Annotated in this window: 21 protein-coding genes and 1 pseudogene; 6 read left to right on the forward strand and 16 right to left on the reverse strand. The window is 58.1% G+C overall.

Annotated features, from left to right (window positions below):
* Positions 1-213 precede the first annotated feature (213 nt).
* The 3 genes from acnA (at position 214) to FIU92_RS09630 (ending at position 5,368) form a co-directional block, all read left to right on the forward strand.
* Positions 214-2,904 (forward strand): aconitate hydratase AcnA, encoded by a 2,691-nt coding sequence (gene acnA, locus FIU92_RS09620; protein WP_152458357.1) that lies wholly within the window; start codon positions 214-216, stop codon positions 2,902-2,904.
* A gap of 119 nt (positions 2,905-3,023) precedes the next feature.
* A complete protein-coding gene (locus FIU92_RS09625) occupies positions 3,024-4,526 on the forward strand; it encodes a BCCT family transporter (RefSeq protein WP_152458358.1) in 1,503 nt (500 codons plus the stop codon).
* 140 nt (positions 4,527-4,666) lie between these two features.
* On the forward strand, positions 4,667-5,368 hold the full coding sequence (locus FIU92_RS09630; RefSeq protein ID WP_152458359.1) for an SDR family NAD(P)-dependent oxidoreductase: 702 nt from the start codon (positions 4,667-4,669) through the stop codon (positions 5,366-5,368).
* A 29-nt stretch (positions 5,369-5,397) separates the two neighbouring features.
* Here the strand turns inward: FIU92_RS09630 and FIU92_RS09635 are convergent, their stop codons facing one another.
* The 10 genes from FIU92_RS09635 to yajC form a co-directional block, all read right to left on the reverse strand.
* Positions 5,398-5,937 carry a DsbE family thiol:disulfide interchange protein gene (locus FIU92_RS09635; RefSeq protein WP_152458360.1) on the reverse strand — a complete coding sequence of 180 codons (540 nt, stop codon included), beginning with the start codon at positions 5,935-5,937 and terminating at the stop codon, positions 5,398-5,400.
* Entirely contained in the window at positions 5,930-6,088 is a 159-nt protein-coding gene (ccmD, locus tag FIU92_RS09640) for a heme exporter protein CcmD (RefSeq protein ID WP_171115312.1), read from the reverse strand. The genes FIU92_RS09635 and ccmD overlap by 8 nt, the downstream gene beginning before the upstream one ends.
* Positions 6,085-6,858 carry a heme ABC transporter permease gene (locus FIU92_RS09645; RefSeq protein ID WP_152458361.1) on the reverse strand — a complete coding sequence of 258 codons (774 nt, stop codon included), beginning with the start codon at positions 6,856-6,858 and terminating at the stop codon, positions 6,085-6,087. Before FIU92_RS09645 ends, ccmD begins: the two co-directional genes overlap by 4 nt.
* Before the next feature lie 61 nt (positions 6,859-6,919).
* Positions 6,920-7,576, reverse strand: a complete 657-nt coding sequence (gene ccmB, locus FIU92_RS09650) for a heme exporter protein CcmB (RefSeq protein ID WP_152458362.1) — start codon at positions 7,574-7,576, stop codon at positions 6,920-6,922.
* Positions 7,573-8,187 carry a heme ABC exporter ATP-binding protein CcmA gene (gene ccmA, locus FIU92_RS09655; RefSeq protein WP_152458363.1) on the reverse strand — a complete coding sequence of 205 codons (615 nt, stop codon included), beginning with the start codon at positions 8,185-8,187 and terminating at the stop codon, positions 7,573-7,575. Before ccmA ends, ccmB begins: the two co-directional genes overlap by 4 nt.
* Positions 8,188-8,331: 144 nt before the next feature.
* The gene (locus FIU92_RS09660) at positions 8,332-8,685 is read right to left on the reverse strand and encodes an Mth938-like domain-containing protein (protein ID WP_152458364.1); all 354 of its coding nucleotides are present in this window, start codon (positions 8,683-8,685) and stop codon (positions 8,332-8,334) included.
* 12 nt (positions 8,686-8,697) lie between these two features.
* Complete coding sequence (locus FIU92_RS09665) at positions 8,698-9,450, reverse strand: sulfite exporter TauE/SafE family protein (RefSeq protein ID WP_152458365.1); 753 nt, start codon at positions 9,448-9,450, stop codon at positions 8,698-8,700.
* Complete coding sequence (gene secF, locus FIU92_RS09670; RefSeq protein WP_152458366.1) at positions 9,443-10,411, reverse strand: protein translocase subunit SecF; 969 nt, start codon at positions 10,409-10,411, stop codon at positions 9,443-9,445. The genes FIU92_RS09665 and secF overlap by 8 nt, the downstream gene beginning before the upstream one ends.
* A gap of 1 nt (position 10,412) precedes the next feature.
* The gene (secD, locus tag FIU92_RS09675; protein ID WP_152458367.1) at positions 10,413-12,074 is read right to left on the reverse strand and encodes a protein translocase subunit SecD; all 1,662 of its coding nucleotides are present in this window, start codon (positions 12,072-12,074) and stop codon (positions 10,413-10,415) included.
* A 33-nt stretch (positions 12,075-12,107) separates the two neighbouring features.
* Positions 12,108-12,395, reverse strand: coding sequence for a preprotein translocase subunit YajC (yajC, locus tag FIU92_RS09680; RefSeq protein WP_152458368.1), 288 nt, complete (start codon positions 12,393-12,395; stop codon positions 12,108-12,110).
* Positions 12,396-12,596: 201 nt separating this feature from the next.
* Between yajC and FIU92_RS09685 the strand changes: the two genes are divergently transcribed.
* On the forward strand, positions 12,597-14,261 hold the full coding sequence (locus FIU92_RS09685) for a mechanosensitive ion channel family protein (RefSeq protein ID WP_152458369.1): 1,665 nt from the start codon (positions 12,597-12,599) through the stop codon (positions 14,259-14,261).
* 72 nt (positions 14,262-14,333) lie between these two features.
* Positions 14,334-15,626, forward strand: coding sequence for a serine--tRNA ligase (gene serS, locus FIU92_RS09690; protein ID WP_152458370.1), 1,293 nt, complete (start codon positions 14,334-14,336; stop codon positions 15,624-15,626).
* A 57-nt stretch (positions 15,627-15,683) separates the two neighbouring features.
* Here serS and FIU92_RS23000 read toward each other — a convergent pair whose 3' ends face one another.
* From FIU92_RS23000 to FIU92_RS09700, 3 genes and pseudogenes are all read right to left on the reverse strand, one after another.
* Positions 15,684-16,016 (reverse strand): hypothetical protein, encoded by a 333-nt coding sequence (locus FIU92_RS23000; RefSeq protein ID WP_254705383.1) that lies wholly within the window; start codon positions 16,014-16,016, stop codon positions 15,684-15,686.
* 201 nt (positions 16,017-16,217) lie between these two features.
* A pseudogene (locus FIU92_RS23005) lies at positions 16,218-16,325 on the reverse strand (helix-hairpin-helix domain-containing protein); the annotation flags it as partial.
* Between the two features lie 93 nt (positions 16,326-16,418).
* Positions 16,419-17,402 carry a fatty acid desaturase gene (locus tag FIU92_RS09700; RefSeq protein WP_152458372.1) on the reverse strand — a complete coding sequence of 328 codons (984 nt, stop codon included), beginning with the start codon at positions 17,400-17,402 and terminating at the stop codon, positions 16,419-16,421.
* 458 nt (positions 17,403-17,860) lie between these two features.
* Between FIU92_RS09700 and FIU92_RS09705 the strand changes: the two genes are divergently transcribed.
* Positions 17,861-18,283, forward strand: coding sequence for a hypothetical protein (locus tag FIU92_RS09705; RefSeq protein WP_172978481.1), 423 nt, complete (start codon positions 17,861-17,863; stop codon positions 18,281-18,283).
* 44 nt (positions 18,284-18,327) lie between these two features.
* On the opposite strand, the gene der is transcribed toward FIU92_RS09705, so the two are convergent.
* From der to FIU92_RS09720, 3 genes are read right to left on the reverse strand one after another with little or no spacing between them, the layout of a single operon-like run.
* Positions 18,328-19,791: a ribosome biogenesis GTPase Der gene (gene der / locus FIU92_RS09710; RefSeq protein WP_152458374.1), complete on the reverse strand. Its 1,464-nt coding sequence runs from the start codon at positions 19,789-19,791 to the stop codon at positions 18,328-18,330.
* 49 nt (positions 19,792-19,840) lie between these two features.
* Positions 19,841-21,163: a PQQ-like beta-propeller repeat protein gene (locus FIU92_RS09715; RefSeq protein WP_152458375.1), complete on the reverse strand. Its 1,323-nt coding sequence runs from the start codon at positions 21,161-21,163 to the stop codon at positions 19,841-19,843.
* Positions 21,164-21,207: 44 nt separating this feature from the next.
* A complete protein-coding gene (locus FIU92_RS09720; RefSeq protein ID WP_152458376.1) occupies positions 21,208-21,879 on the reverse strand; it encodes a hypothetical protein in 672 nt (223 codons plus the stop codon).
* Positions 21,880-22,059: the final 180 nt, after the last annotated feature.

Consider the following 22,059-nt stretch of genomic DNA (forward strand, 5'->3'; position numbering starts at 1 on the left):
GGTTGAGTGGTTGGATCTCAGGGATAGCTGCTTTGACACGCAACAGCCAATCAAGGTTTCTTGAGGCTTTGATACATTCCCTCCGCGAAAAAGTGTACAATAGTATACAAAATTGCCTTTCATCGCGTGTTCAGCCTTGAACACGGGGGCTTGGTGATGCAGATAACACTCAGCAAATCCTAATATCCAAGTCATTTGAGAGGGAGGCCACAGATGCCCATCAAAGTCGGACAGGATACCGCCAAAACGCGCCGCAGTCTGAGCGTGAATGGTAAATCCATTTCCTATTATTCGATCCCCGCCGCGCAAGAGGCCGGTCTGGGCGATTTCTCGAAACTGCCTGCCGCACTCAAGGTGGTGCTGGAAAACATGTTGCGGTTCGAGGATGACGGGTTCTCGGTCTCGGTCGATGACATCAAGGCCTTTGCCGAATGGGGGGCCAACGGCGGCAAAAACCCCCGTGAAATCGCCTATCGCCCTGCCCGGGTACTGATGCAGGATTTCACCGGCGTTCCTGCCGTTGTGGATCTGGCCGCGATGCGGGACGGCATCAAGGCGCTGGGCGGCGACGCGCAAAAGATCAACCCGCTGAACCCGGTCGATCTGGTCATCGACCATTCGGTCATGATCGACGAATTCGGCAACCCGCGCGCGTTCCAGATGAATGTGGACCGTGAATATGAACGCAACATGGAACGGTACCAGTTCCTGAAATGGGGTCAGGGTGCATTCAACAACTTCCGCGTTGTTCCCCCCGGCACTGGTATCTGCCACCAGGTGAACCTTGAATATCTGGCCCAGACCGTCTGGACCGACACCGACCAGAACGGTGAAGAAGTCGCCTATCCCGACACGCTGGTCGGCACCGACAGCCACACCACCATGGTCAACGGCATGGCCGTGCTGGGCTGGGGTGTCGGCGGGATCGAGGCCGAGGCCGCGATGCTGGGTCAACCGATCTCGATGCTGATCCCCGAGGTCGTGGGCTTTGAGCTGACCGGTGATCTGGTCGAAGGCACCACCGGCACCGACCTGGTTCTGAAGGTCGTGGAAATGCTGCGCGAAAAAGGCGTTGTCGGCAAGTTCGTCGAGTTTTACGGCGAAGGCCTGGATCGTCTGCCGCTGGCCGACCGTGCGACCATCGCCAACATGGCCCCGGAATACGGCGCGACATGCGGCTTTTTCCCGATTGACGGCGAAACGCTGCGCTACATGCGCAACACCGGCCGCGACGAGGATCGCATCGCGCTGGTTGAAGCCTACGCCAAGGAAAATGGTTTCTGGCGCGATGAAAACTATGCGCCGATCTACACCGACACCCTGACCCTGGATATGGGCACGATTGTTCCAGCAATCTCGGGGCCCAAACGCCCGCAGGATTATGTTGCGCTGACTGACGCCAAGGCCGCTTTCGCCAAGGAAATGGCCGAGACCTTCAAGCGCCCGATGGGCAAACAGGTCGAGGTCAAAGGCGAAAACTATGGCATGGAATCGGGCAAGGTCGTGATCGCCTCGATCACGTCCTGCACCAACACGTCGAACCCTTACGTGATGATCGGAGCGGGCCTCGTGGCGCGCAAGGCAGCCGCGCTGGGGCTGGATCGCAAACCTTGGGTCAAAACCTCACTAGCACCGGGGTCGCAGGTTGTGTCCGCTTACCTCGAGGCCGCAGGCCTTCAAGAGGATCTGGACAAGATCGGCTTCAACCTCGTCGGATACGGCTGCACCACATGTATCGGCAACTCGGGGCCGATCCAGAAAGAAATCTCGGAGGCCATTGCGGAAGGCGATCTGGTCGCCACTTCGGTCTTGTCCGGCAACCGCAACTTCGAAGGCCGCATTTCGCCTGACGTGCGCGCAAACTATCTGGCTTCGCCGCCTCTGGTCGTCGTGTACGCCCTGGCAGGCACCATGGACATTGACCTGACGTCCGAACCGATCGGTCAGGACAAGGACGGCAACGACGTCTATATGAAAGACCTCTGGCCAACCCAGCAGGAGGTCGCGGAACTGGTCGAACAGACCGTCACGCGCGAAGCGTTCCAGTCGAAATACGCCGACGTCTTCAAAGGGGACGAGAAATGGCAATCGGTCGAAACCACCGATGCGGAAACCTATGACTGGCCGCCGACATCGACCTATATCCAAAACCCGCCCTATTTCCAGGGCATGGGCCCCGAACCGGGCACGATTTCCAACATCGAAGGCGCCAAGGTTCTGGCCATTCTGGGTGACATGGTCACGACCGACCACATCTCGCCCGCGGGGTCATTCGCGACGACCTCGCCCGCAGGCCAGTACCTGATCGAACGTCAGGTTCAGCCGCGTGAATTCAATTCATATGGTTCACGCCGCGGCAACCACGAGGTGATGATGCGCGGCACTTTCGCCAACATCCGCATCAAGAACGAAATGCTGGACGGCGTCGAAGGCGGTTACACCAAAGGCCCGGACGGTGAACAGACGTCAATTTATGACGCCTCGATGGCCTATCAGGCGAACGGCACCCCGCTTGTGGTATTTGGTGGCGAGCAATATGGCGCAGGCTCAAGCCGCGACTGGGCGGCCAAGGGCACGGCGCTGCTGGGCGTCAAGGCCGTAATCGCCGAGAGCTTTGAGCGTATCCACCGTTCGAACCTTGTTGGCATGGGAGTCATTCCATTCGAGTTCACAGGTGGCGACACCCGCAAAACCCTGGGGCTGAAAGGGGATGAAACCGTTTCGATTCACGGGCTGGATACGATCGAGCCGCTACAGGAAGTCCCCTGCACGATCGTTTATGGCGATGGAACCGAAAAGACCATCACCCTGAAATGCCGCATCGATACCGCCCCCGAGATTGAATACATCGAAAACGGTGGCGTGTTGCATTACGTCCTGCGCAATCTTGCGAAGGCATCATAACCGATAGCAAAGCGTGCAATTCAAACCCCCGGCCACCCGCCGGGGGTTTTTTGTATTCTGGTCATTTATTCGAAAACCTGAAACTGTTGGGCAAGGTCATCAACGGAAAACCATTCGCCATGAAGAAACCCAACGCCCTGCTGGTATGTTCGCTCAGCGTAATTGCCGTGGTCGGGATATGGGGTGTCGTGGACATTCAAAGCCTGGTGACCTGGGCAAGCGGCATCGTCCAGCAAACCTTCCACAGCCGCGGCTGGTTCGTGATGCTCGCCGCTTCGGGTATGTTGATCGGATGCCTGTTTCTGGCATTTTCACCCTATGGAAACATTCGCCTTGGCCGGGATGACGAGGAGCCAGAGTTTTCCACCGCCACATGGATTTCAATGTTGTTCTCCGCCGGTATGGGCGTCGGCCTGCTGTTTTGGGCTGTGGCGGAACCGCTGACCCATTTCAACTTCATCTCCGGCATGGCGCCGGATTTCATCGCGGCGCAGCAGGCGATGCTGGCGACAAATTTCCATTGGGGGCTGCATGCCTGGGCGATTTATGGCTCCACCGCGCTGACAATTGCCTATTTCAGCTTCCGGCGCGGTACCGGGATGATGGTCAGTGCGCCGATCAAAAACCTGTTTCCCGGTGAACGCTGGGCTGAACGCGTCGGGTGGCTTTCGGACTTCATGGCGATCATCGCCATTGCCATTGGTGTCGGTGGCTCCATGGCCATGGGCGTGTTTCAGGTGGCAGACGGCATCGCAGTGCTGGGCGGTCGGGAAACGGTCGGCGCCCTTTTGATTGGTGTCGTGTTTCTGGCAATGGTTGCTGCGTATATCCCGGCACTCATGATCGATCTGGGCCAGGGCATGGCGCGCCTGTCCAATGCCGCCATGCTGATCGCAATCGGCCTTGTTGCCTACACGGTGGTCCTTGGCCCCACCGAATACCTTCTGAATACCATCGTTCAGGGGTTCGGCGACTATGTCACCAATGTCATTCCCAGGGGATTTCAGACCTTTACGTTCTTCGGCGATGACGTCACCAGATGGTTCAGCGACTGGACCCTGACCTACATGGTCTGGTGGATTGCCTGGGGCCCGTTCGTGGGCGTCTTTGTCGCCCGCATCTCTCGCGGTCGCACGATACGGGAATTCGTGATCGGCGTCCTGTTCGCCCCCACGCTGTTTTCAATCCTCTGGTTCGGTGCCTTTGGTGGCATTGGCTTGTTCGAGGCGCTCAGTGGTGCGGGCGAACTGCTGGCCTATACGCAGACAAATATCGAACGCGTGACTTTCGCCCTGCTCGACCGACTTCCGCTGTCGGTGATCACCACGCTTGCAACGGTACTGGCCGCCTTTCTATTCATCGTGACCAGCGTCGTAAGCGCGGCATTTGTTCTGGGCACCTTCTCGACGGGCGGGGACGAGAACCCCCCGCCGCGTGTGCGTCTGATCTGGGGGGGATTGCTGGGGCTTTTGAGCGTTGCAATGATCCTTTCGGGATCCGTGGACTCGGTTAAGATCCTCATCTCGCTTGGCGCTTTGCCCTTTGTCTTCATTTCGGTCCTGCTGATGGTTTGCTTGTTCCGCGGGCTTAGAGAGGAGGGGCAACACAATGCTGATCGGTGATCTCACGGACACATTTATGAACCTTGTCACCTTCGCGTTCATCGCGGCAATGCTCTGGATATTACTGCGCAAGTGACAGCATTCCTGCAGCGCAAAAAATCAACGTTGAATCCTGGGCGCTTTGCCGGTCATCTGAGTTCATGGAAAAAGTTGCACTCATAACCGGCGGTGCCCGTGGAATTGGGCGGGCAATAGTCGAAGACCTGCGCGGTGATCACCATGTCGCCTTCACCTGGTTGGCCAGCCACCCCGATTCAGAATTGCTGAAAGGCGACGTTCTGGCGATTCAATCGGACCTTACAAAAGACAACCAACCCACCCGGGTGGTCGAAAAGGTCATCGATCACTTCGGGCGACTGGACGTGATCGTGAACAACGCCGGTCTTGTTCGCTCCACTCCGAAACAAGAGTTTCAGGCCGAGGACCATCGCGCCATTCTTGACCTCAACGTGCTGGCCCCCGCCGCGTTGCTTGCCGCCGCGTTGCCGCATCTGAAACGCGGCGCTTCGATCGTCAGCATCTCGTCGATGAACGCAACACTGCCGCCGCGCGACGCCGCGACCTATGGGGCAAGCAAGGCCGCGCTGAACCTCTGGACGCGCGCCATGGCGAAAGAACTTGGCCCGGACGGAATCCGCGTCAACGCGGTTGCGCCGGGTGCCATCAACATCCTCGAAGACCCCCGTCCTGACGATCTGACATCGCTTTTCGTCAAGGAAACGGCGCTGGGCCGGATCGGAACTCCGGAAGACATCGCCAGGGTCGTTCGGTTTCTGACCTCGGACGCGGCGGGATTCGTAACCGGAGAGGTTCTGGGCGTGACCGGAGGCTATCGCTTGTAAGGTGGCTCAAACCTCGTTTTCCAAATTGCTCAACCGCCCACAGCCTTTTCCAACGCCGGACGCAGAGTGTTTTCAATCACACGCTGCGTAATCGGGCCAGCAAAGCGCAGAATGATCGTGCCGTCGCCATCAACCACATAGGTTTCGGGAACGCCGTAAAGGCCCCAATCCAATGCCATGCGCCCCTTTTCATCACGTCCAATCGCAGCGTAAGGATCGCCAAGCTCGGTCAAAAAGGCTTGGGCGTTGTCCAGCTGGTCTTTGTAGTTGATGCCATAGACCGGGATGCCTTCGGCGGCCAGAGCCTCCAGATTGGGATGCTCGGCACGGCATGGCGCGCACCAGCTGGCCCAGTAGTTGACCAGCTTGACCTCTCCATCCCGCAGCGTGGCATCATCAAACAGCTTCTTTTCCGGGAACTCGCTCAGAACCACGGGCGGAGCCGGTTGGCCTTCGCGGGCAGAGGGCAACGCGTTGGGGTCTTCACGGAACATACCGATCCCGGCCAACACGGCGAACGCGCCAAAAATCAAAGGCGGCGCGATCATCAGGGGCGATATCTTAGCCATTTCGCGAAATCCTTTGTTCGATCTTTTCCATTTCAGTGCGTACCTTGCGCCCTCGCATCACGCTGAACACGATCAATGCCACCAGCAGCACGATGGACACGGCATAAGACGACAAAACCGCGTCAGCATATTTTCCAAGATCGGGGATCATCCGCCCACCCTTTCCCGCGCCTGCAACGCCTTGATGCGCCGCGCGCGGATTTCAGTTCCGGTGCGGTACAGCACCAAAGCGATGAACAGCAGCACAAATCCGATGATGCACAGCAACAGCGGATAGAAGTATATATTGCTGACTTTTTCTTCCGTATCGGCCCCGGTCACGGCTGCCGCGCGCATGACCGATGCGCCCTGATGCAGGCCCTGGTTCCAGAAGTTGACCGCATATCGGCTGAGCAGCGCAAACACGGATCCGACCAGACACAGAACCGAAGTCAGGTCCGCCGCAGTGTCCGGGTCCTCGATGGCTTCCCACAATGCGACATAGCCAAGATAGAACAGGAACAGGATCAGGAACGACGTCAGGCGCGGATCCCACGCCCACCAGGTGCCCCACATGGGCTGTCCCCAGATCGCCCCGGTCAGCAACGCAATAAGGGTCATCACGATCCCGATCGGCGCAGCCGCCCGTGCCGCCAGCGCGCTGACATGATGACGCCGCACCAGCCAGACCAGAGAAGTTGCCAGCATCATCAGCCAGCAATTGATCGCCATAAGTGCCGCCGGGACGTGCAGATAGATGATCTTGACCGTCGACCCTTGTTTGTAGTCGTCCGGCGTGAAGAAGAACCCCCAGACCAGCCCGACGACGATGCAGAAGATCGAGACGATCCAGAAAAACGGCAGGACACGTTCACTGGTCGCAAGAAACTTGCGCGGGTTGGCGTATTCCCAGAGGGCATTGGCTTTGGCTGCTATCGACATGGGCCCTATCTAGTCCGAGTTGGGGGTTTTCTCAATTGACATCAGTCAAAGTTGGGACGGTTCACCGCAGATTGATACGCAACACAGCCGCGCTGGCGAAGGGCAACAACGCGATGGTGGCCGCCGTGATCCCCGCCAGCATCAACAACGGCGTCTGCACGTCCATCCCCGTTGCCCCACGCCGGGCGACCTCGGCCCCGAAAATCAGGGTGGGGACGTAAAGCGGCAACACCAGAAGCGACAACAGCAACCCGCCGCGCTTGAGACCGACGGTCAAGGCAGCGCCGAATGTTCCGATCACGCTCATGGCCGGGGTGCCGATCAGCAGCGAGATGACAAGCCAGAAGAACCCTTGCGCAGGCAGGTTCAGCAAGACCCCCAGAAAAGGTGCGGCCAGAACCAAAGGCAGGCCTGTGGTCAGCCAGTGGGCCAGCGCCTTGATGGTCACGACTGATTCCAGTGGCAGCGGCGCCGTGGCCAGCAGGTCCAGTGACCCGTCCTCCCAGTCCAGCGCCAGAAGACGGTCAAGAGACAGCAGGCAAGCCAGCAACGCCCCCAGCCAGAGCACACCGGGCGCAATGGTGGACAGCAGTGACGATTGTGGCCCAACTGCAAACGGCACCATCACGGTCACGATCAGGAAAAAGGCCAATCCCAAACCAAACCCGCCGCCCGCACGGAAGGCCAGTTTCAGGTCGCGCAGCAGAAGGGCGATCACAGGAAGCCTCCGTCGAAATCGTCAATGGGTTTGGGTTTGGCCTTGTTCGGGCCGACGTCCAGAACCTCACCATCGAGGCCAAGGTCGATATGGGTCGCGATCAGGGCTGACCCACCCTGCCCCAGATGCGCGCGGACTGCATCGGCGAACATCTGCACCGCATTTCTGTCCAGAGAAACGGTCGGCTCGTCCAGCATCCAGATCGGCCGCCCGGTGACCAGCATGCGTGCCAGCCCCAGCCGCCGTTTCTGACCTGCCGACAGGTTCCCTGCATGGCGATCCGCCAGCTCGTTCAACTGGAACGCGTCCAGCGCCGTCTGGATGCCGTTGGTGCCAAAGACAGAAGCCCAGAACGTCAGGTTCTCGGATACAGTCAGCGTCGGTTTCAGCCCGTCCGAATGGGACGCATATGCAATCTGATCTTCCGCGCCCTGAATCTGACCCTTCAGCGGCGGCTGCAACCCGGCCAATGTGCGCAGAAGGGTCGTTTTGCCGATCCCGTTCGGCCCACGCAGAATCAGCGCTTTGCCAGGAGGCAGCTGAAAGCTGAGATGCTCCAGGACGGGAATGCCACCACGGGTGATCGACAGGTCGGTTACAATCAGAGTCATGAGACCCGCTTATCGGAATGTCATCAGAGGCAAAAGGTGGGATTTGCCGCAGTTCGGTTGTGGGAGCTCTGAGCAGAGAGGTCCGAGTGAGGGGCCAGCCTCTCACACACCCCGGGATATTTTCAGCCAGATGAAGGGATCCCGTCAGACCGGGATCAGAGCAAGCGCTATTCGGCGACCTTCAGAGAGCAAGACATTGTAGGTGCGGCACGCAGCCGGAGAATTCATGATTTCGACGCCGACACCGGCACTCTCCAGCTGGGTGCGCAAAGACTGGGGAATGTGGGCCATGTCTTTGCCCGTACCGACAAGCAGAACGTCAATTCCATCGGCCAGCTCCAGAAGTGGCTGCGCATCTTCATAACCGCCCCAGGTGGCAGGTCCTGCGGGGCCCGTCAGAACGGCGCCTTCGAACACATCACCGCCGATGCGGAAAAACCCGGGGCCATAGCCATCAACCGGCTTGGCATCCGAAAACGTAACTTGGTTCAGGCGCATTCCTTCCCTCCTTCAATCCAGGATCGGCAAGCCGGACACGACTGCTATCAGAATGACCGAATAAGCCGCAGCGCGATAGATCCGTTCGAGCTTTGGATCGAACAGAGCCTTGCCGATCAGTGTCGTGCTCAGATAGGGCAAGCCCAGCAGCAGGACAATCCAAAGGATCGACAGATCCGCAGCGCCTCCGATCAGGATGCTGAAGACGATGGCCACGTCCAGCAAAGCCAGAAAGATGATCGTGTTGGCACGAATCTTGCGTACGTCTGAAGAGCTGGCCAGATAGAATACGATAACGACCGGGCCGGTCAGTCCGGTCATGCCGCCGATCACGCCTGCGCTGCCTCCGATGGCCAGCCGTCCCGGCACACCCAGCCGCCCCTGCCAGCGCCAGCCAGTGACGATCGCCAACAGGGTCACGCCGGTGATACCGCAGGCAATCCAGCGCAGAACGACCGTGTCGGCCTGTGCCATGACCCAAAGGCCAAGCGGCACGGTTAATGCCGCTGCAACGCCCAAAGTGCTGATTTCAGTCTTGTCGCATTCACGCCATGCCTGCGGCGCCAGCGCAAAGGTCGATACGATCCCGGTAGCCGCCATCAGAAAGACGACATCGGCAATCGGCAGAAATTGAGTGGCCACCGGAACAAAGATCATCGCGGTGCCAAAACCAGTGAAGCCGCGGACAAGTCCCGCGGCTCCGATGGTAAGAACCAACCAACCCAGCCCCGGCAGGGACAAGGCCTGTTGCAACGCCTCAGGCATCGATATTAGCAAACTGGTTGCCCGCCGTGTTCGACGGCTTGGACCAGTCGCGCTTGACCCCCAGCCACAACAGGATGGTCGAGGCGACGAAGACCGATGAATAGGTGCCCACGATCACGCCCCAGATCATCGCGAATACAAAGCCGCGGATCACATCGCCACCCAGAACATAAAGTGAGATCAACGCCAGCAACGTGGTGACCGAGGTCATCACCGTCCGGCTGAGCGTCTCGTTGATCGAAATGTTCAGCACCTCTTTGAGGTCTTTCTTTTTGTACTTCCGCAGATTCTCACGCACCCGGTCGAAAACGACCACGGTATCGTTCAGCGAATAACCGACGATGGTCAGAAGGGCCGCGATAATGGCCAGGTCAAACCGGATTTGCAGTTCCGAGAAGATGCCGATAGTCAGGATCACATCGTGAACCAGTGCCGCCACGGCCCCCAGCGCGAACTGCCATTCGAACCGTAGCCAGATATAGACAAGCACCGCGCCAATCGCCAAAGCCACCGCGATGACGGCGGTCTGGATCAACTCGCCCGAGACCTTGGGGCCGACGGATTCCACGGACACGAACTGTATGTCCGGAACAACTTGCTGCAACGCGTCCTCTACGGCGGTGATGGTCGCTGCTTCGACAGCCTCGGCATCTTCCTGCGCCTGGATGCGGATCATCGCAACGTTTTCGTCATCCGCAAAGGTTGGATCGAAAATCTCGGTGATGGTCACATCGCCCAGTTCCAGCGGGGCGATGGCATCTCGGTATGTGCCCACATCGATCTCGACCGCGCTTTGCGTCCGGATCGTCGTGCCACCCCGGAAATCAATACCGAAATTCAGCCCTTGCAGCATGAACGAGGTGAAGGCAATCACCATCATCAGGCCGGAAATGCCCAACCAGACCTTCCAGCGGTTGAAGAAATCGAACGAGGTGTTCTGGGGTACGAGTTTCAGTCTCATGTCAAACCTCGATCGTTTTCGGACGGCGGCGTTCGAACCACATCACGACCATCAGGCGCGTCACGAAGATCGCGGTGAAGACCGAAGTCAGAATGCCGAGGCCCAGAGTGATTGCAAAGCCGCGTACCGGGCCACTGCCCATGGCAAACAGGATCACGGCGGTGATGAATGTGGTCACGTTCGCATCCAGAATGGCAGACAGCGCCTTTTCATAGCCCAGTTCGATTGCGCGCGCCGGACCTTTGGCGGATTTCAATTCCTCGCGGATACGTTCAAAGATCAGCACGTTGGCGTCCACCGCCATACCGACAGTCAATACGATCCCCGCGATACCCGGCAGGGTCAAGGTTGCTCCGATCATGGACAGCAGACCGAACAACAGGCCCACATTGATGATCAGCGCGATGTTGGCGAAGATCCCGAACAGACCATAGCCGAGCGCCATGAAAACCAGTACTGCCACAAAGGCCACGATTGTGGCGACTTTGCCCGCGTCGATACTGTCCTGCCCCAACTCGGGTCCGATGGTACGTTCTTCGAGGAATTCCAAACCGGCTGGCAGTGCGCCCGCTCGCAGCAGGACGGCCAGGTTAGTGCTTTCCTCAACCGTAAAGTTGCCGGTGATGATGCCCGAGCCGCCCGGAATATGACTTTGGATCACGGGGGCCGAAATTACCTCGTCGTCCAGAACGATGGCAAAGGGGGCTCCGATATTGTCGCGGGTGTAATCCCCGAATTTGCGCGCACCAGACGTGTTGAACCGGAAGTTGACCGCAGGGCGACCGTTTTGGTCGAATGCGGGCTGCGCATCGACCAGTTCCTCTCCGGTAACGACTGGAGCGGACTCAATTGTGTAGTAAACACCGCTTTCGTCAATCGACGGCACGATTTCTTCGCCGATGCCTGCAACGGCATCCGGATCGGTGCCGCGTCCGGCAACCGGATTAAAGGTCAGTTGCGCCGTCGTGCCGATGATCTCTTTCAACTCACCCGCGCTGCCGATGCCAGGCACCTGAATCAGGATACGATCGGCACCCTGACGCTGAATGGTCGGCTCTCGGGTGCCCACTTCGTCGATCCGGCGGCGGATGATTTCCAACGATTGACGCACTGTGCGGTCGTCTGAGGCCAGTTTTTCTGCCTCGGACAACTGAACGACAATCGTGTCGCCTTCGGCACGTGCCTCGATATCCGTTGCCCCGACACCGGTCAGGGTCTGCACTTGACGGGCAAGACCGCGCACGACCTCCAGTGCCCGCGCCATGCCCTCAGGCTGGCTGATGCGCACGCGAATCTCATCTGGGGCCGATTCCTGACGGCGGACCGTCCCAACGGTCGAACGCTCGTCGCGCAGGGCGTCACGGATATCTGGCCACATCGCCTCCATCCGGGATTCGTAGACGTCCTGCACCTGAACTTCGGCCAACAGATGTGCACCGCCGCGCAGGTCAAGGCCCAGATTAACCAGTGACGAGGGCAGCCAGTTCGGCCATTGCCCCGCCTCGGCCTGCAACTCGGGCGTGTCCACGCCCAGCTCGATCGCGGCTTTGGCGTCGTTTGATTGCTCGACCCGTGTATAAAACGCATTTGGCAGGGCCATGATCAGGCCAGTCACGCAGACCAGCCAGATCAGAACCCGCTTCCAGGTATCAATGTGCAGCATTACCCTGCCTTTTCAAGGATTTGTAAGGTGATGTTATTTCGCAGGTTCGGTTTTGTTCAGAACCTGAGCGATGGTCGATTTGACCACACGCACTTTGACACCTTCGGCGATCTCGACTTCGATCTCGTTTTCGCCTTCCTTGACCTTCGACACTTTGCCGATCAGCCCGCCCTGGGTGACAACCTGATCCCCCCGACGCACGGCATCGACCATGGCCTGATGTTCCTTCATTTTCTTCTGCTGCGGACGGATCAGCAGGAAATACATGATCGCAAAGATCAGGATAAGCGGGAGAAACTGGGCGATTGCGCCACCTTCCATGGGATATTCCTTTGTTCAGATCTTGCGGCACCGTTCCGCAAATTTTGCCGGAACCTATGCTTTGAAATGCGCGTTTGCAAGCAAAGGTGGTCATGTGATCGGCCGCAACCTGACAAAGGTGCCACATGAACCGGTCAATCGTTGCAGATATGTCCTATGCAGATATCTCAATTTGGCTATAGTCGAACATCAGGGGGGGCAATGAGAGCTAGATACAAACCATTCCAATCGTTGACGCTTTTGCTGTCTCTGCTGAGCTTGATCTTGTGTCTGGCCGCATCGGTGAAGGCCCAGGAATTGCCTGCCGAAGCCACCGAACCCGAGGCAGAAGAAACCGAAAGTTTCAAGGCGCCCGTCATCGTGGACGGCGACATGTTGTTCTTCCTGCGCGGCTCCAGCGCCCTGCCCGCGCCGGAACGTGCCGAAAGCGTGCAGAACAAGATCATTGAGGTGGCCGAAGCCTCGGAAAGCCCCACGGTCGACATCACCTTTGAAGAAACCGACCTGGGTATACGCATTCGCGCCGACGGTGAAATCGTATCGATCGTAACGGTTGCAGACGCCGAACTGGACCAGATGGAGCTGGATGTCCTCGGCTTCTTGCATGGTCAGGCCATCGAAGAGGCCGTCCTTGCCTACCGCTCCAACCGTACAGATCAAGCCCGGGTATCCGGAGCGATTGAAGCCGCTGGATGGACCTTAGGCTTTGTCGTCTTCGTGCTGGTTATCCTTTGGCTGCACCGGCGGATCAGGCGGCGCACTCTGAAATTGGTAAAGCGTTATTTGAAGGATGTCGAAACGGCGACGGCCAAAAGCGTTCAGGCCGAAGCAATCGCCGCCCTGATCCGATACGGGCTGAATTTTGCCCTGTTGGTCATCTTCTTTCTCGGCTTCTACTACTACCTGTCCTTCGTTCTACTGGCCTTTGCGGAAACACGCTATTTCGCGCAACTGCTGCTGACCTATCTGACAGAACCGGTACTGCTGATATTCAAGGGAATACTCAGCTATATCCCAAACCTGATTATGCTCAGCCTGATCGCATGGGTCACGTTGTACATAATCAAGGGCATGCGCGTGTTCTTCGACGCGGTCGAAGCCGGTTCGTTCGAAATGGGCGATTTTGAAAAACACTGGGTCAATCCGACGTTCAACATCGCTCGGGTTATCGTGATTCTGATCGCGCTCGTCTTTGCCGTTCCCTACATTCCCGGTTCGGATTCGGCCGCCTTCCAGGGTCTGACCATTCTGGTCGGCGCCATGCTGTCGCTGGGTGCCAACTCGGTCGTGTCCAACATGCTGGCGGGGCTTTTCGTGATCTATCGCCGTTCCACGTCAATTGGCGACCGTATTCAGATCGGAGAGCATATCGGCGACGTGGTTCAGATCAAACTGATGGAGACGCATCTGAAATCCATCAAGAACGAGCTGATTTCGATCCCGAACGCCCAATTGATGAATTCGGACGTCGTGAATTTCTCGAAGAAAACCGATGGCAGTGGGTTGCTGCTGCACACGACGGTTGGCATCGGATATGAAGAACCGCCCGAAAAGGTCGAAGCTATGCTGATCGAGGCGGCCAACCGCACCAAAGGCATCAAGGCCAAACCTGAACCTTTCGTGTTGTGGACGGCGCTGGCCGACTACGCCATCAATTATCAGATCAACGGTTACACCACCCGCGGCAGCATCATTCCGAAAATCCGCTCGGACCTGCATCGCAATATTGTCGCCGTTTTCAACGAGAACAAAGTGCAGATCATGACGCCATCTTACATGGCTGATCCGCCAGAACCAAAAATCCCGGCGGATGAATGGGATGGTCATCTGGCACATGAATCGCACGAGGAAGCGGATAAGTCGTAACCGGCGCTACACCCTGCCCCACAGATGGTGCATAAGCGGTTTCAGTGATTCACGCATTCAAGGATCTGAGACATGCACGACATCCGCGCCATTCGCGAAAACCCTGCCGCTTTCGACGCCGCTTTAGCGCGCCGTGGGGACGCGCCGGTGTCGTCAGATTTGCTCAGGCTGGACGAAAGCCGCCGCGCCAAGATTCTGGCGGCCGAAACAGCGCAAGCCGAACAGAACAAAGCGTCCAAGGAAGTCGGGGCTGCCAAAGCTCGAGGCGACGAAGCCGAATTCGAACGCCTGCGCGCGCTGGTCGCCGAGAAAAAGGCCGAAATCGCGCGTATGCAGACCGAGGCCAAGGATCTGGATGCCCTGCTGACGGATCAGTTGATCCGGATCGCTAATTTGCCCGCTGAGGATGTGCCGGATGGCGTGGATGAAAACGACAATGTCGAGATCAGCCGCTGGGGCACACCGCGTGAACTGGATTTTGCGCCCAAGGAACATTTCGAGATCGAAGCCGTTCAGCAAGGCATGGATTTCGAGACCGCGGCCAAACTCTCGGGTTCGCGATTTGTGCTGTTGTCCGGTGGCGTCGCCCGTATTCATCGCGCTTTGGCGCAGTTCATGCTGGATACGCATATCACCGAAAACGGGCTGACCGAGGTGAATGGCCCGGTTCTGGTTCTGTCCGAGATGATGCATGGCACCGGCCAATTGCCGAAATTTGGCGAAGACAGCTATCAGACCCGCGAAGGCTGGTGGCTTATCCCGACCTCCGAAGTGTCGCTGACCAATATCGTAAACGACAGTTTGATCGAGGAAAGCTATCTGCCCCGTCGCTACACCGCGCATTCCCTGTGCTTCCGGTCCGAGGCCGGATCCGCGGGCAAAGACACCCGCGGGATGTTGCGGCAGCACCAGTTCGAAAAGGTCGAGATGGTTTCGATCACGCATCCGGACAAATCGGATGAAGAACAAAAGCGCATGCTGCGCTGCGCCGAGGGCATTCTGGAAAAGCTGGGCATTCCTTACCGCACTGTCATCCTGTGTACCGGTGACATGGGCTTTGGCGCCCGCCGCACCTATGATATCGAAGCCTGGTTGCCCGGTCAGGACACCTATCGCGAGATCAGCTCGGTTTCGACCTGTGGTGATTTTCAGGCCCGCCGCATGAACGCAAGGTTCCGCCCCGAAGGTGGCGGCAAGCCGGAATACGTCCATACGCTGAACGGTTCGGGTTTGGCTGTTGGGCGTTGCCTGATTGCAGTGCTGGAAAATGGCCAGAACGCAGACGGCACCGTGACCCTGCCCGAAGTCCTGAGCCCCTATCTGGGCGGCAAACTGACCCTGCAACTGGACGGCACACTGGCCTGAAAAACGAAACCGGCACCACCGGGCGCCGGTTCACAATGCAAGACGGGGCGAAGGAATTTATTTCTTCGCCTTTTTCTTGTCCTTCTTGCTATCTTTCTTCTTGTCACTTTTTTTCTTGCCCTTCTCGGCGTCCTTTTTGCCCTTCTTGGCGTCTTTTTTCTTTTCGTCCTTTTTCGATTTTTTGTCCTTCTTGGACTTTGCTTTCACCTTATCCTTGGCCTTGGAAAACGCTGCTTCCATTTCTTTGCGTTTCTTGGCGGCTTTTTCAGCTTTCGCCTTGGCCTTGGCCTTTTTCTTGGCGGCGGCTTCGGCTTTTTCGGCCGCCGCTTGTTCTTCTGCCGCTTTGCGTGCAGCTTCTTCCGCCCGTTTTTCTGCCGCTACAGCGGCCACGGTCTTGCGCGGGGCGGCTTTTCGTGTCGCCGGCTTTCGGACGGCTGGTTTTGCGGCTGCTGGCTTCCGTGCCGCTGACTTTCGTGCCGGCGCCTTGCGCGCGCCAAGTTTACCGGCAGTGGGTGTTGCGGCTATTGCGGCTTTTGCGGCTTCGATCAATACGGCGGCTCGGCTCTCACCGACCCGAGGAACCTTGACCAGATCTGCGGGTGACGCCTTCGCTATCGCTTCTGCGGTCTTAAAGCCATTGGCTGCAAGGGCTTTTTCCAGCGCCTCTCCCACACCTTTTACGTCGGTCACTGCAGTCATCTAAGGGTCCTTTCTCTATCGCCCTGCCTCATCGCGTATACATTGGAAATGCATGTCCGCCAGTTCAGCGCTTGCCTTCTCAGAGCCAATGGATCAGCTATGCGCCAACCCAGCGGTTCGGTCATTTTTCGGGAATGGCACGAGGCGTTTCGCATCCTCATCCCAAAGCTTGAGGTTCAAAGCCGCTACTGCCTCGGGGAACTTGATCCGACGAGGCGTGAATTCAGGCGGCAGGTTATAGTGGCAGGCCCGCAACCGGTACGACGGGATACGTGCGTTGTAATGATGGATGTCATGTAGCGTGATGCAGGCGACGGCAGCATCGAACCACCATCCGAAGTCCAGTGCAGAAGATCCATGCAACGCTGCAGTCTGCGGGTTCAGATCAGGACGGCGATCCCAATAGGTATCTTCAAAATTGTGTTGCAGATACACGAGAAACACACCCAGCATTCCGCCCAGAAAAGAAAACACCAGCCAGACCAGAATACCGGTCATGCCCGCCACCAGGTACAACAGGCCCAAAAATACGATGATCGAGGCATTGTGCAGCAAGACGCCTTTGACACCGAAACGAACAGTGTTCTTGGGCCAGCGATAGCGAATGAAATATGTGAACAGCGCACCGACCGGCACCAGGATGAAAGGGTTTCGATACAGCCTGTAAAACAAACGAGTTTTCCAGTCCGCGTCCTGCCATTCCCGCAATGTCATGGTGTGAATTTCGCCGGTCTCACGATGCTCAAGGTTTCCGATCCCCGCGTGGTGCAGATTGTGGTTCTGTTTCATCACCTCGAACGGTGCAAAGGTGAATGGCGAAAGACCATGCCCTGCCCATTCGTTCTGCATTCGCGTTTCAAACAGCGAATGGTGCCCGCAATCATGTTGCAGCACATAAAGGCGTACCGCCGAAAAGGCGAAGACGATCCCGGCCGGGATCATGATGTACCAGCGATCCACGAATACGATCGCCAGAGACAGCGATGCGAAATACACCGCAAACGTGCCGAAATAGCTCAGTGCAGCCAATCTGTTGTCCTGAACTGCGTAGTGTCTTGTGTATTCCCTCAGATCCATCCAGTCCGCTCCCCACGATGGCCCTGTTTTAATCTGTTAAAAATCCAGGCGCGGCTTGACCGCGTGCAGGCAATGCATGTGCTGACAGATGCACACACATGAATGCTAACGCGCAGAACAGGGACTGTCACGCCCTCAGAGCGAAAACGCTGAAAATTGGCGCAGTTACGCGCTGGCGTCAGGATCACCGGCACTGAAAAACGCGAGCCTCTCAAAAGAAAGAAGCGCCCGAGAAATACTGCCCTGAAGTGTCTCGAAAAGCTTCAACCGCATTCGCATGCCCCTCTGAGTTGACGCGTGGAGGCTACCGATCAGAAAAACAAACAGTTTTTTCAGGCCTGTTGATTGACTTTATCGAGAATATTTTTTGCCATTCGCGCCATTCATCTGCGTCTCGCTTGCGGGGTGCTCTTTTAACGGCTTCGGCACCTCATCCTCTGCCGCCATCTTGACTGGCAATGCAGTCCTGCACGAGTTGCGCGGTCGCGGGCTGCACCTCAATTCAGGATCGCAGTTTGGTCTATGGGGAACGCAGCGGCGTGAACATCGCCTTGCGCTCTGATCCTGCCAAGGCGCTACCTGTCGAGGTCAACGCAGGAATACAGCGCCGCGTGACAACGCTGGTTCCGACCATATCGCGCAATCAAAACAAACGACCCAATGATGAGGCGGTCAGTTTGGTTTCGACATTTGACCTGACCTATGACAATGCCGACGCTTCCAAAGGTCTTTTCGGAGGTCGAACGCGAATTGCATCGATCTTCGCGCCAGGTTCAGCCGCGACCGAGCTGGCGACGGCCATAGAACAGGGCAATGGGACGTCAGAGGGTATCGCCAATGCCGCAGAAGCGGACCGCGCATTCGTCCTTGGGAACGATTGAGTCAGTCTGTCTGTGTCAACAAAGCCCTGATTCTGGTGCGCAGCTTATCCGCGCCCCTTCAGATGCTTGGCCAATGCGCCCGCGTTTTTCTTGCGCCGACCCTTGTAAGGGTTCTTGTCCCCCTGCCCGCGCAGCGTCAGGCGGATCGGTGTTCCGGGCATGTCGAAATCCTGCCGTAATCCGTTCACCAAGTAACGGGTATAGCTTTCAGGCATTTTGTCGGGATGCGAACACATCACCACAAACCCCGGAGGACGGGTCTTAGCCTGCGTCATGTAGCGCAGTTTGATCCGGCGTCCCTGTGGTGCTGGCGGCGGGTGTTGTTCCAGCATCGCGGTCAGCCACCGGTTCAGAGCGGCAGTCGGCACCCGGCGGTTCCAGACGTCATGGGCGCGCAGAATCGCGGCGCGCAAACGCTCCAGTCCCCGGCCCGTCTTGGCGGAAACCGTGATCAGCGGCGCGCCGCGAAGTTGCGGCAGCAGACGGTCAAACGACTCTTTCAACTCGCGCAGCTTTTCCTGCTTGTTGTCTTCGATGTCCCACTTGTTGACGGCGACGACAACGGCCCGGCCTTCGCGCTCGGCCAAATCGGCAATCCGCAGATCCTGCTGTTCAAACGGGATCGCGGCGTCCAGTAACACAACGACGACCTCGGCAAATTTTACCGCGCGCAGACCGTCCGACACCGAAAGCTTTTCCAGCTTTTCCTGTACTTTTGCTTTCTTGCGCATCCCTGCGGTGTCAAAGATCCGCATCGGCGTGCTTTGGCCGTCCGGGTCAGCCCAGTCGATTCGCAAACTGATTGCGTCGCGCGTGATCCCGGCTTCTGGCCCGGTCAACAGACGGTCTTCGCCGATGATCTTGTTGATCAAGGTGGATTTGCCCGCATTCGGACGCCCCACCACCGCAACCTGCAAGGGCTTGGCAGCAGTGATCAGCGGCGTCTCGCCCTCACCGTCTTCGTCCAGTTCAATGTCGGTTTGCGGGGCGTCCTCGACCTGTTTTTCCTCTGCCGCATCCGCCAGAGGCATCAGCTGCGCATAGAGGTCCGTCATCCCTTCACCGTGTTCGCCCGACAAGCGGACCGGTTCACCCAGACCAAGGTTGTAAGCTTCCAGAACACCCGCATCCGCAGCATTGCCTTCGGCCTTGTTGGCCGCAAGGATCACGTGCTTGGACCGTTTGCGCAGGATCTCTGCGAACATTTCATCCGTTGGTGTCACACCGACGCGCGCGTCGATCATGAACAGGCAGACATCAGCCATGTCCACGGCACGTTCCGTCAGACGGCGCATCCGCCCCTGAAGGCTGTCATCCGTCGCGTCCTCAAGACCCGCCGTATCAATCACTGTAAAGCGCAGATCGCCCAGACGCCCTTCGCCTTCGCGCAGGTCACGCGTCACGCCGGGCTGGTCGTCGACCAGGGCCAGACGTTTGCCCACAAGGCGGTTGAACAGGGTGGATTTGCCCACATTCGGGCGCCCCACGATGGCGAGGGTCAGCGACATGATACTCAACTTTCAAGACTTAAGAAGCGCCCTTTAGCGCATCTTGCCGTCAACGGAAAGCGTGTAGATCCCCCTTGGAGGAAACGACATACAGCGTTTGCCCGGCGACAACCGGAGCTGTAGTTGCACCTCCGGGAACTTCGACCTGGTGAACCAGTGCCCCGTTAACCGGATTGAAGAAGCGCAGATAACCATCATTGGATGCAATCACAATACGGCCTCCGGCCAGGATCGGACCGTAATGTGCAAAGATCGGACCGCGGCGGCCTCGCTTGTCCTTGACAAAGCTTGGCAGATCCTGCGCCCAGATGACCGAGCCATCGGCCGCATTCAAGCGCACCAGCTGACTGCGGTCACTGATCAGGAAGATGCTGTTGCCTGCGGGCCAGACAGTATCAACCGCTCCTTCATCGGCGGTCCAGCGGCGTTCACCGGTGGCAGCGTCAAAGGCAACGGTCCGGCCAGAATGGTTGCCGATATAGATTGTGTTTCCGACAACCATCGGACTGCCGGTCACGTCAACGATCTGCGCAGCGGCCCGTCCCCGCCGCCCGCCTGCGACGGACGCATTCCAGCGACGGATGCCCCCACGGCGGAAGGTGGCCGCAACATCGCCGGACCCGAATGCAAACACAGCCAGGTCCGAGGCAATCACCGGTGCCGGTGCGCCCAGAACGTTGCCGACGCTGGGCGTGCCTTCGATTTGCCAGGCGATACGCCCATCCTTGGTGTTGATGGTCCACCCGGTTTCGTCCCCCGCAACCAGGTACAACAACCCGTCATTGACCATCGGAGAGCCGCTTCCGGTTGCGTCCAATCGCTTCTGCCACCGCACGGCGCCCGTTTTTGCATCCAATGCGGTCAGTCGCCCGAACCCGGAGGACACATAGAGAACGCCGTTCGAATAGGCCATGCCGCCACCGGTGGCGTCTGCATCACCGTCGCTTGGCGGAACCAGATCGGTATCCCAGGCCAACTGGCCCTGCGGCGTAACCGCTGACACCGTCGCCCCTGCATCCAGTGTATAGATCAACCCGCCCGCAACCACCGGTTCGGCAGTAATACGTTGCTTGCGCGAGTCGCCCTGCCCGATCGAAACAGACCAGATCCGCTGTGGCGTGGCACGCAGTGCCGCGTTCGTGGTTCGGTAAGCAGCCGTACCAGGGCTTTGCGGCCAGCTGGCATTCGCTTTTTGAGCTGGCAGGCTGATGGGCTGAGAGCCGCTTTTTTCCACTGTTTCCAGATCAGACGCCGGACGGATGTCTTCACGTTCTCCGGGCAAAATCGCTTCGGGAGGTTCACAGGCGGTCAATGCGGTCAAAGCCAGTGCCGCAACCGGCAATCCCGCGCGGGAAATTAGTCTTGTTACCATGGTGTTCCGAACTCGCCTGTCATTAAGTCTTTTGTCCCGCCTGGTCAGCCCTGTTGCGCCACCAATGGCTCGGGTTCGCCGCCCAACGCAACTATCAGCTGGGCCGCACGCTGTTGCAGATCAATACCGACCTCGGCGTCCTGACGCAGCGCCTGCAAGCGGTCCAGTGCCGCATCGACATTGCCCTCGGACACGTCGATCAGGGCCAGTTGCTCTTCGGCCAGCAGTCGAAGGGGCGCACCCGGCGCTGCCAGCGCTTCGAACTGCTGTCGACGGTCGGCGGCGGGCAAGGTGTCGTTTTGCAACAAAAGCGCCTTGAAGCTTGCGATCGCACGATAGATCTCGGGCAAATCCCCCTGCACGGCAACCGCGTTCAGACTGTTGACCGCCTCTTCGCGCGATCCCGCTTCAAGCTGAGACGCAGACAGCAGCATGTTCAGAACAGCATTCACGCCCGGCGACTGCGCCTCGATTTCCCGCAAACCGGCTGCCCGTGCATCAGAATCGTTTTCCGACAGGGCCGCAAGAATCGAGTCACCCAGATCCTGCGCCTGGGCCGTATCGCGGGATTTGCGGTATTCATTGAACGCCGCACCGCCAACAATCAGCGCGACCGCCGCCACACCAACCCAGCCCCAGCGGCGCAGCAGCAGATACATCCGGTCACGGCGTACCTCTTCCGTGACCTCATCAATGAAACTGTCGGTGTCGCTCATTCCTGCCCCCTGGGCTTTGTGTCTTGCATAAGTGCGCCATGTCATACCCCGGCACCAACGCCAAGCCAAGGGTCCGATTTTGTGCATTTTCACCGCTTGGCTTCTCTCTTGCGAAAAAAACTAAACCGAACTATTCAGTTTAGTGTAGAAATTACACAGCCGACGCCCCATTTCATACCA

Origin of the sequence: Ruegeria sp. THAF33 (genome assembly GCF_009363615.1) — a bacterium.
GTDB lineage: Bacteria > Pseudomonadota > Alphaproteobacteria > Rhodobacterales > Rhodobacteraceae > Ruegeria.

Excerpts from the sequence above, each read along its gene's own strand:
- acnA (WP_152458357.1), top strand. The coding sequence starts at position 214 with ATGCCCATCAAAGTCGGACAGGATACCGCCAAAACGCGCCGCAGTCTG.
- FIU92_RS09625 (WP_152458358.1), top strand. The coding sequence starts at position 3,024 with ATGAAGAAACCCAACGCCCTGCTGGTATGTTCGCTCAGCGTAATTGCC.
- FIU92_RS09630 (WP_152458359.1), top strand. The coding sequence starts at position 4,667 with ATGGAAAAAGTTGCACTCATAACCGGCGGTGCCCGTGGAATTGGGCGG.
- FIU92_RS09635 (WP_152458360.1), bottom strand. The coding sequence starts at position 5,937 with ATGGCTAAGATATCGCCCCTGATGATCGCGCCGCCTTTGATTTTTGGC.
- ccmD (WP_171115312.1), bottom strand. The coding sequence starts at position 6,088 with ATGATCCCCGATCTTGGAAAATATGCTGACGCGGTTTTGTCGTCTTAT.
- FIU92_RS09645 (WP_152458361.1), bottom strand. The coding sequence starts at position 6,858 with ATGTCGATAGCAGCCAAAGCCAATGCCCTCTGGGAATACGCCAACCCG.
- ccmA (WP_152458363.1), bottom strand. The coding sequence starts at position 8,187 with ATGACTCTGATTGTAACCGACCTGTCGATCACCCGTGGTGGCATTCCC.
- FIU92_RS09660 (WP_152458364.1), bottom strand. The coding sequence starts at position 8,685 with ATGCGCCTGAACCAAGTTACGTTTTCGGATGCCAAGCCGGTTGATGGC.
- FIU92_RS09665 (WP_152458365.1), bottom strand. The coding sequence starts at position 9,450 with ATGCCTGAGGCGTTGCAACAGGCCTTGTCCCTGCCGGGGCTGGGTTGG.
- secF (WP_152458366.1), bottom strand. The coding sequence starts at position 10,411 with ATGAGACTGAAACTCGTACCCCAGAACACCTCGTTCGATTTCTTCAAC.
- secD (WP_152458367.1), bottom strand. The coding sequence starts at position 12,074 with ATGCTGCACATTGATACCTGGAAGCGGGTTCTGATCTGGCTGGTCTGC.
- yajC (WP_152458368.1), bottom strand. The coding sequence starts at position 12,395 with ATGGAAGGTGGCGCAATCGCCCAGTTTCTCCCGCTTATCCTGATCTTT.
- FIU92_RS09685 (WP_152458369.1), top strand. The coding sequence starts at position 12,597 with ATGAGAGCTAGATACAAACCATTCCAATCGTTGACGCTTTTGCTGTCT.
- serS (WP_152458370.1), top strand. The coding sequence starts at position 14,334 with ATGCACGACATCCGCGCCATTCGCGAAAACCCTGCCGCTTTCGACGCC.
- FIU92_RS09700 (WP_152458372.1), bottom strand. The coding sequence starts at position 17,402 with ATGGATCTGAGGGAATACACAAGACACTACGCAGTTCAGGACAACAGA.
- FIU92_RS09705 (WP_172978481.1), top strand. The coding sequence starts at position 17,861 with ATGCAGTCCTGCACGAGTTGCGCGGTCGCGGGCTGCACCTCAATTCAG.
- der (WP_152458374.1), bottom strand. The coding sequence starts at position 19,791 with ATGTCGCTGACCCTCGCCATCGTGGGGCGCCCGAATGTGGGCAAATCC.
- FIU92_RS09715 (WP_152458375.1), bottom strand. The coding sequence starts at position 21,163 with ATGGTAACAAGACTAATTTCCCGCGCGGGATTGCCGGTTGCGGCACTG.
- FIU92_RS09720 (WP_152458376.1), bottom strand. The coding sequence starts at position 21,879 with ATGAGCGACACCGACAGTTTCATTGATGAGGTCACGGAAGAGGTACGC.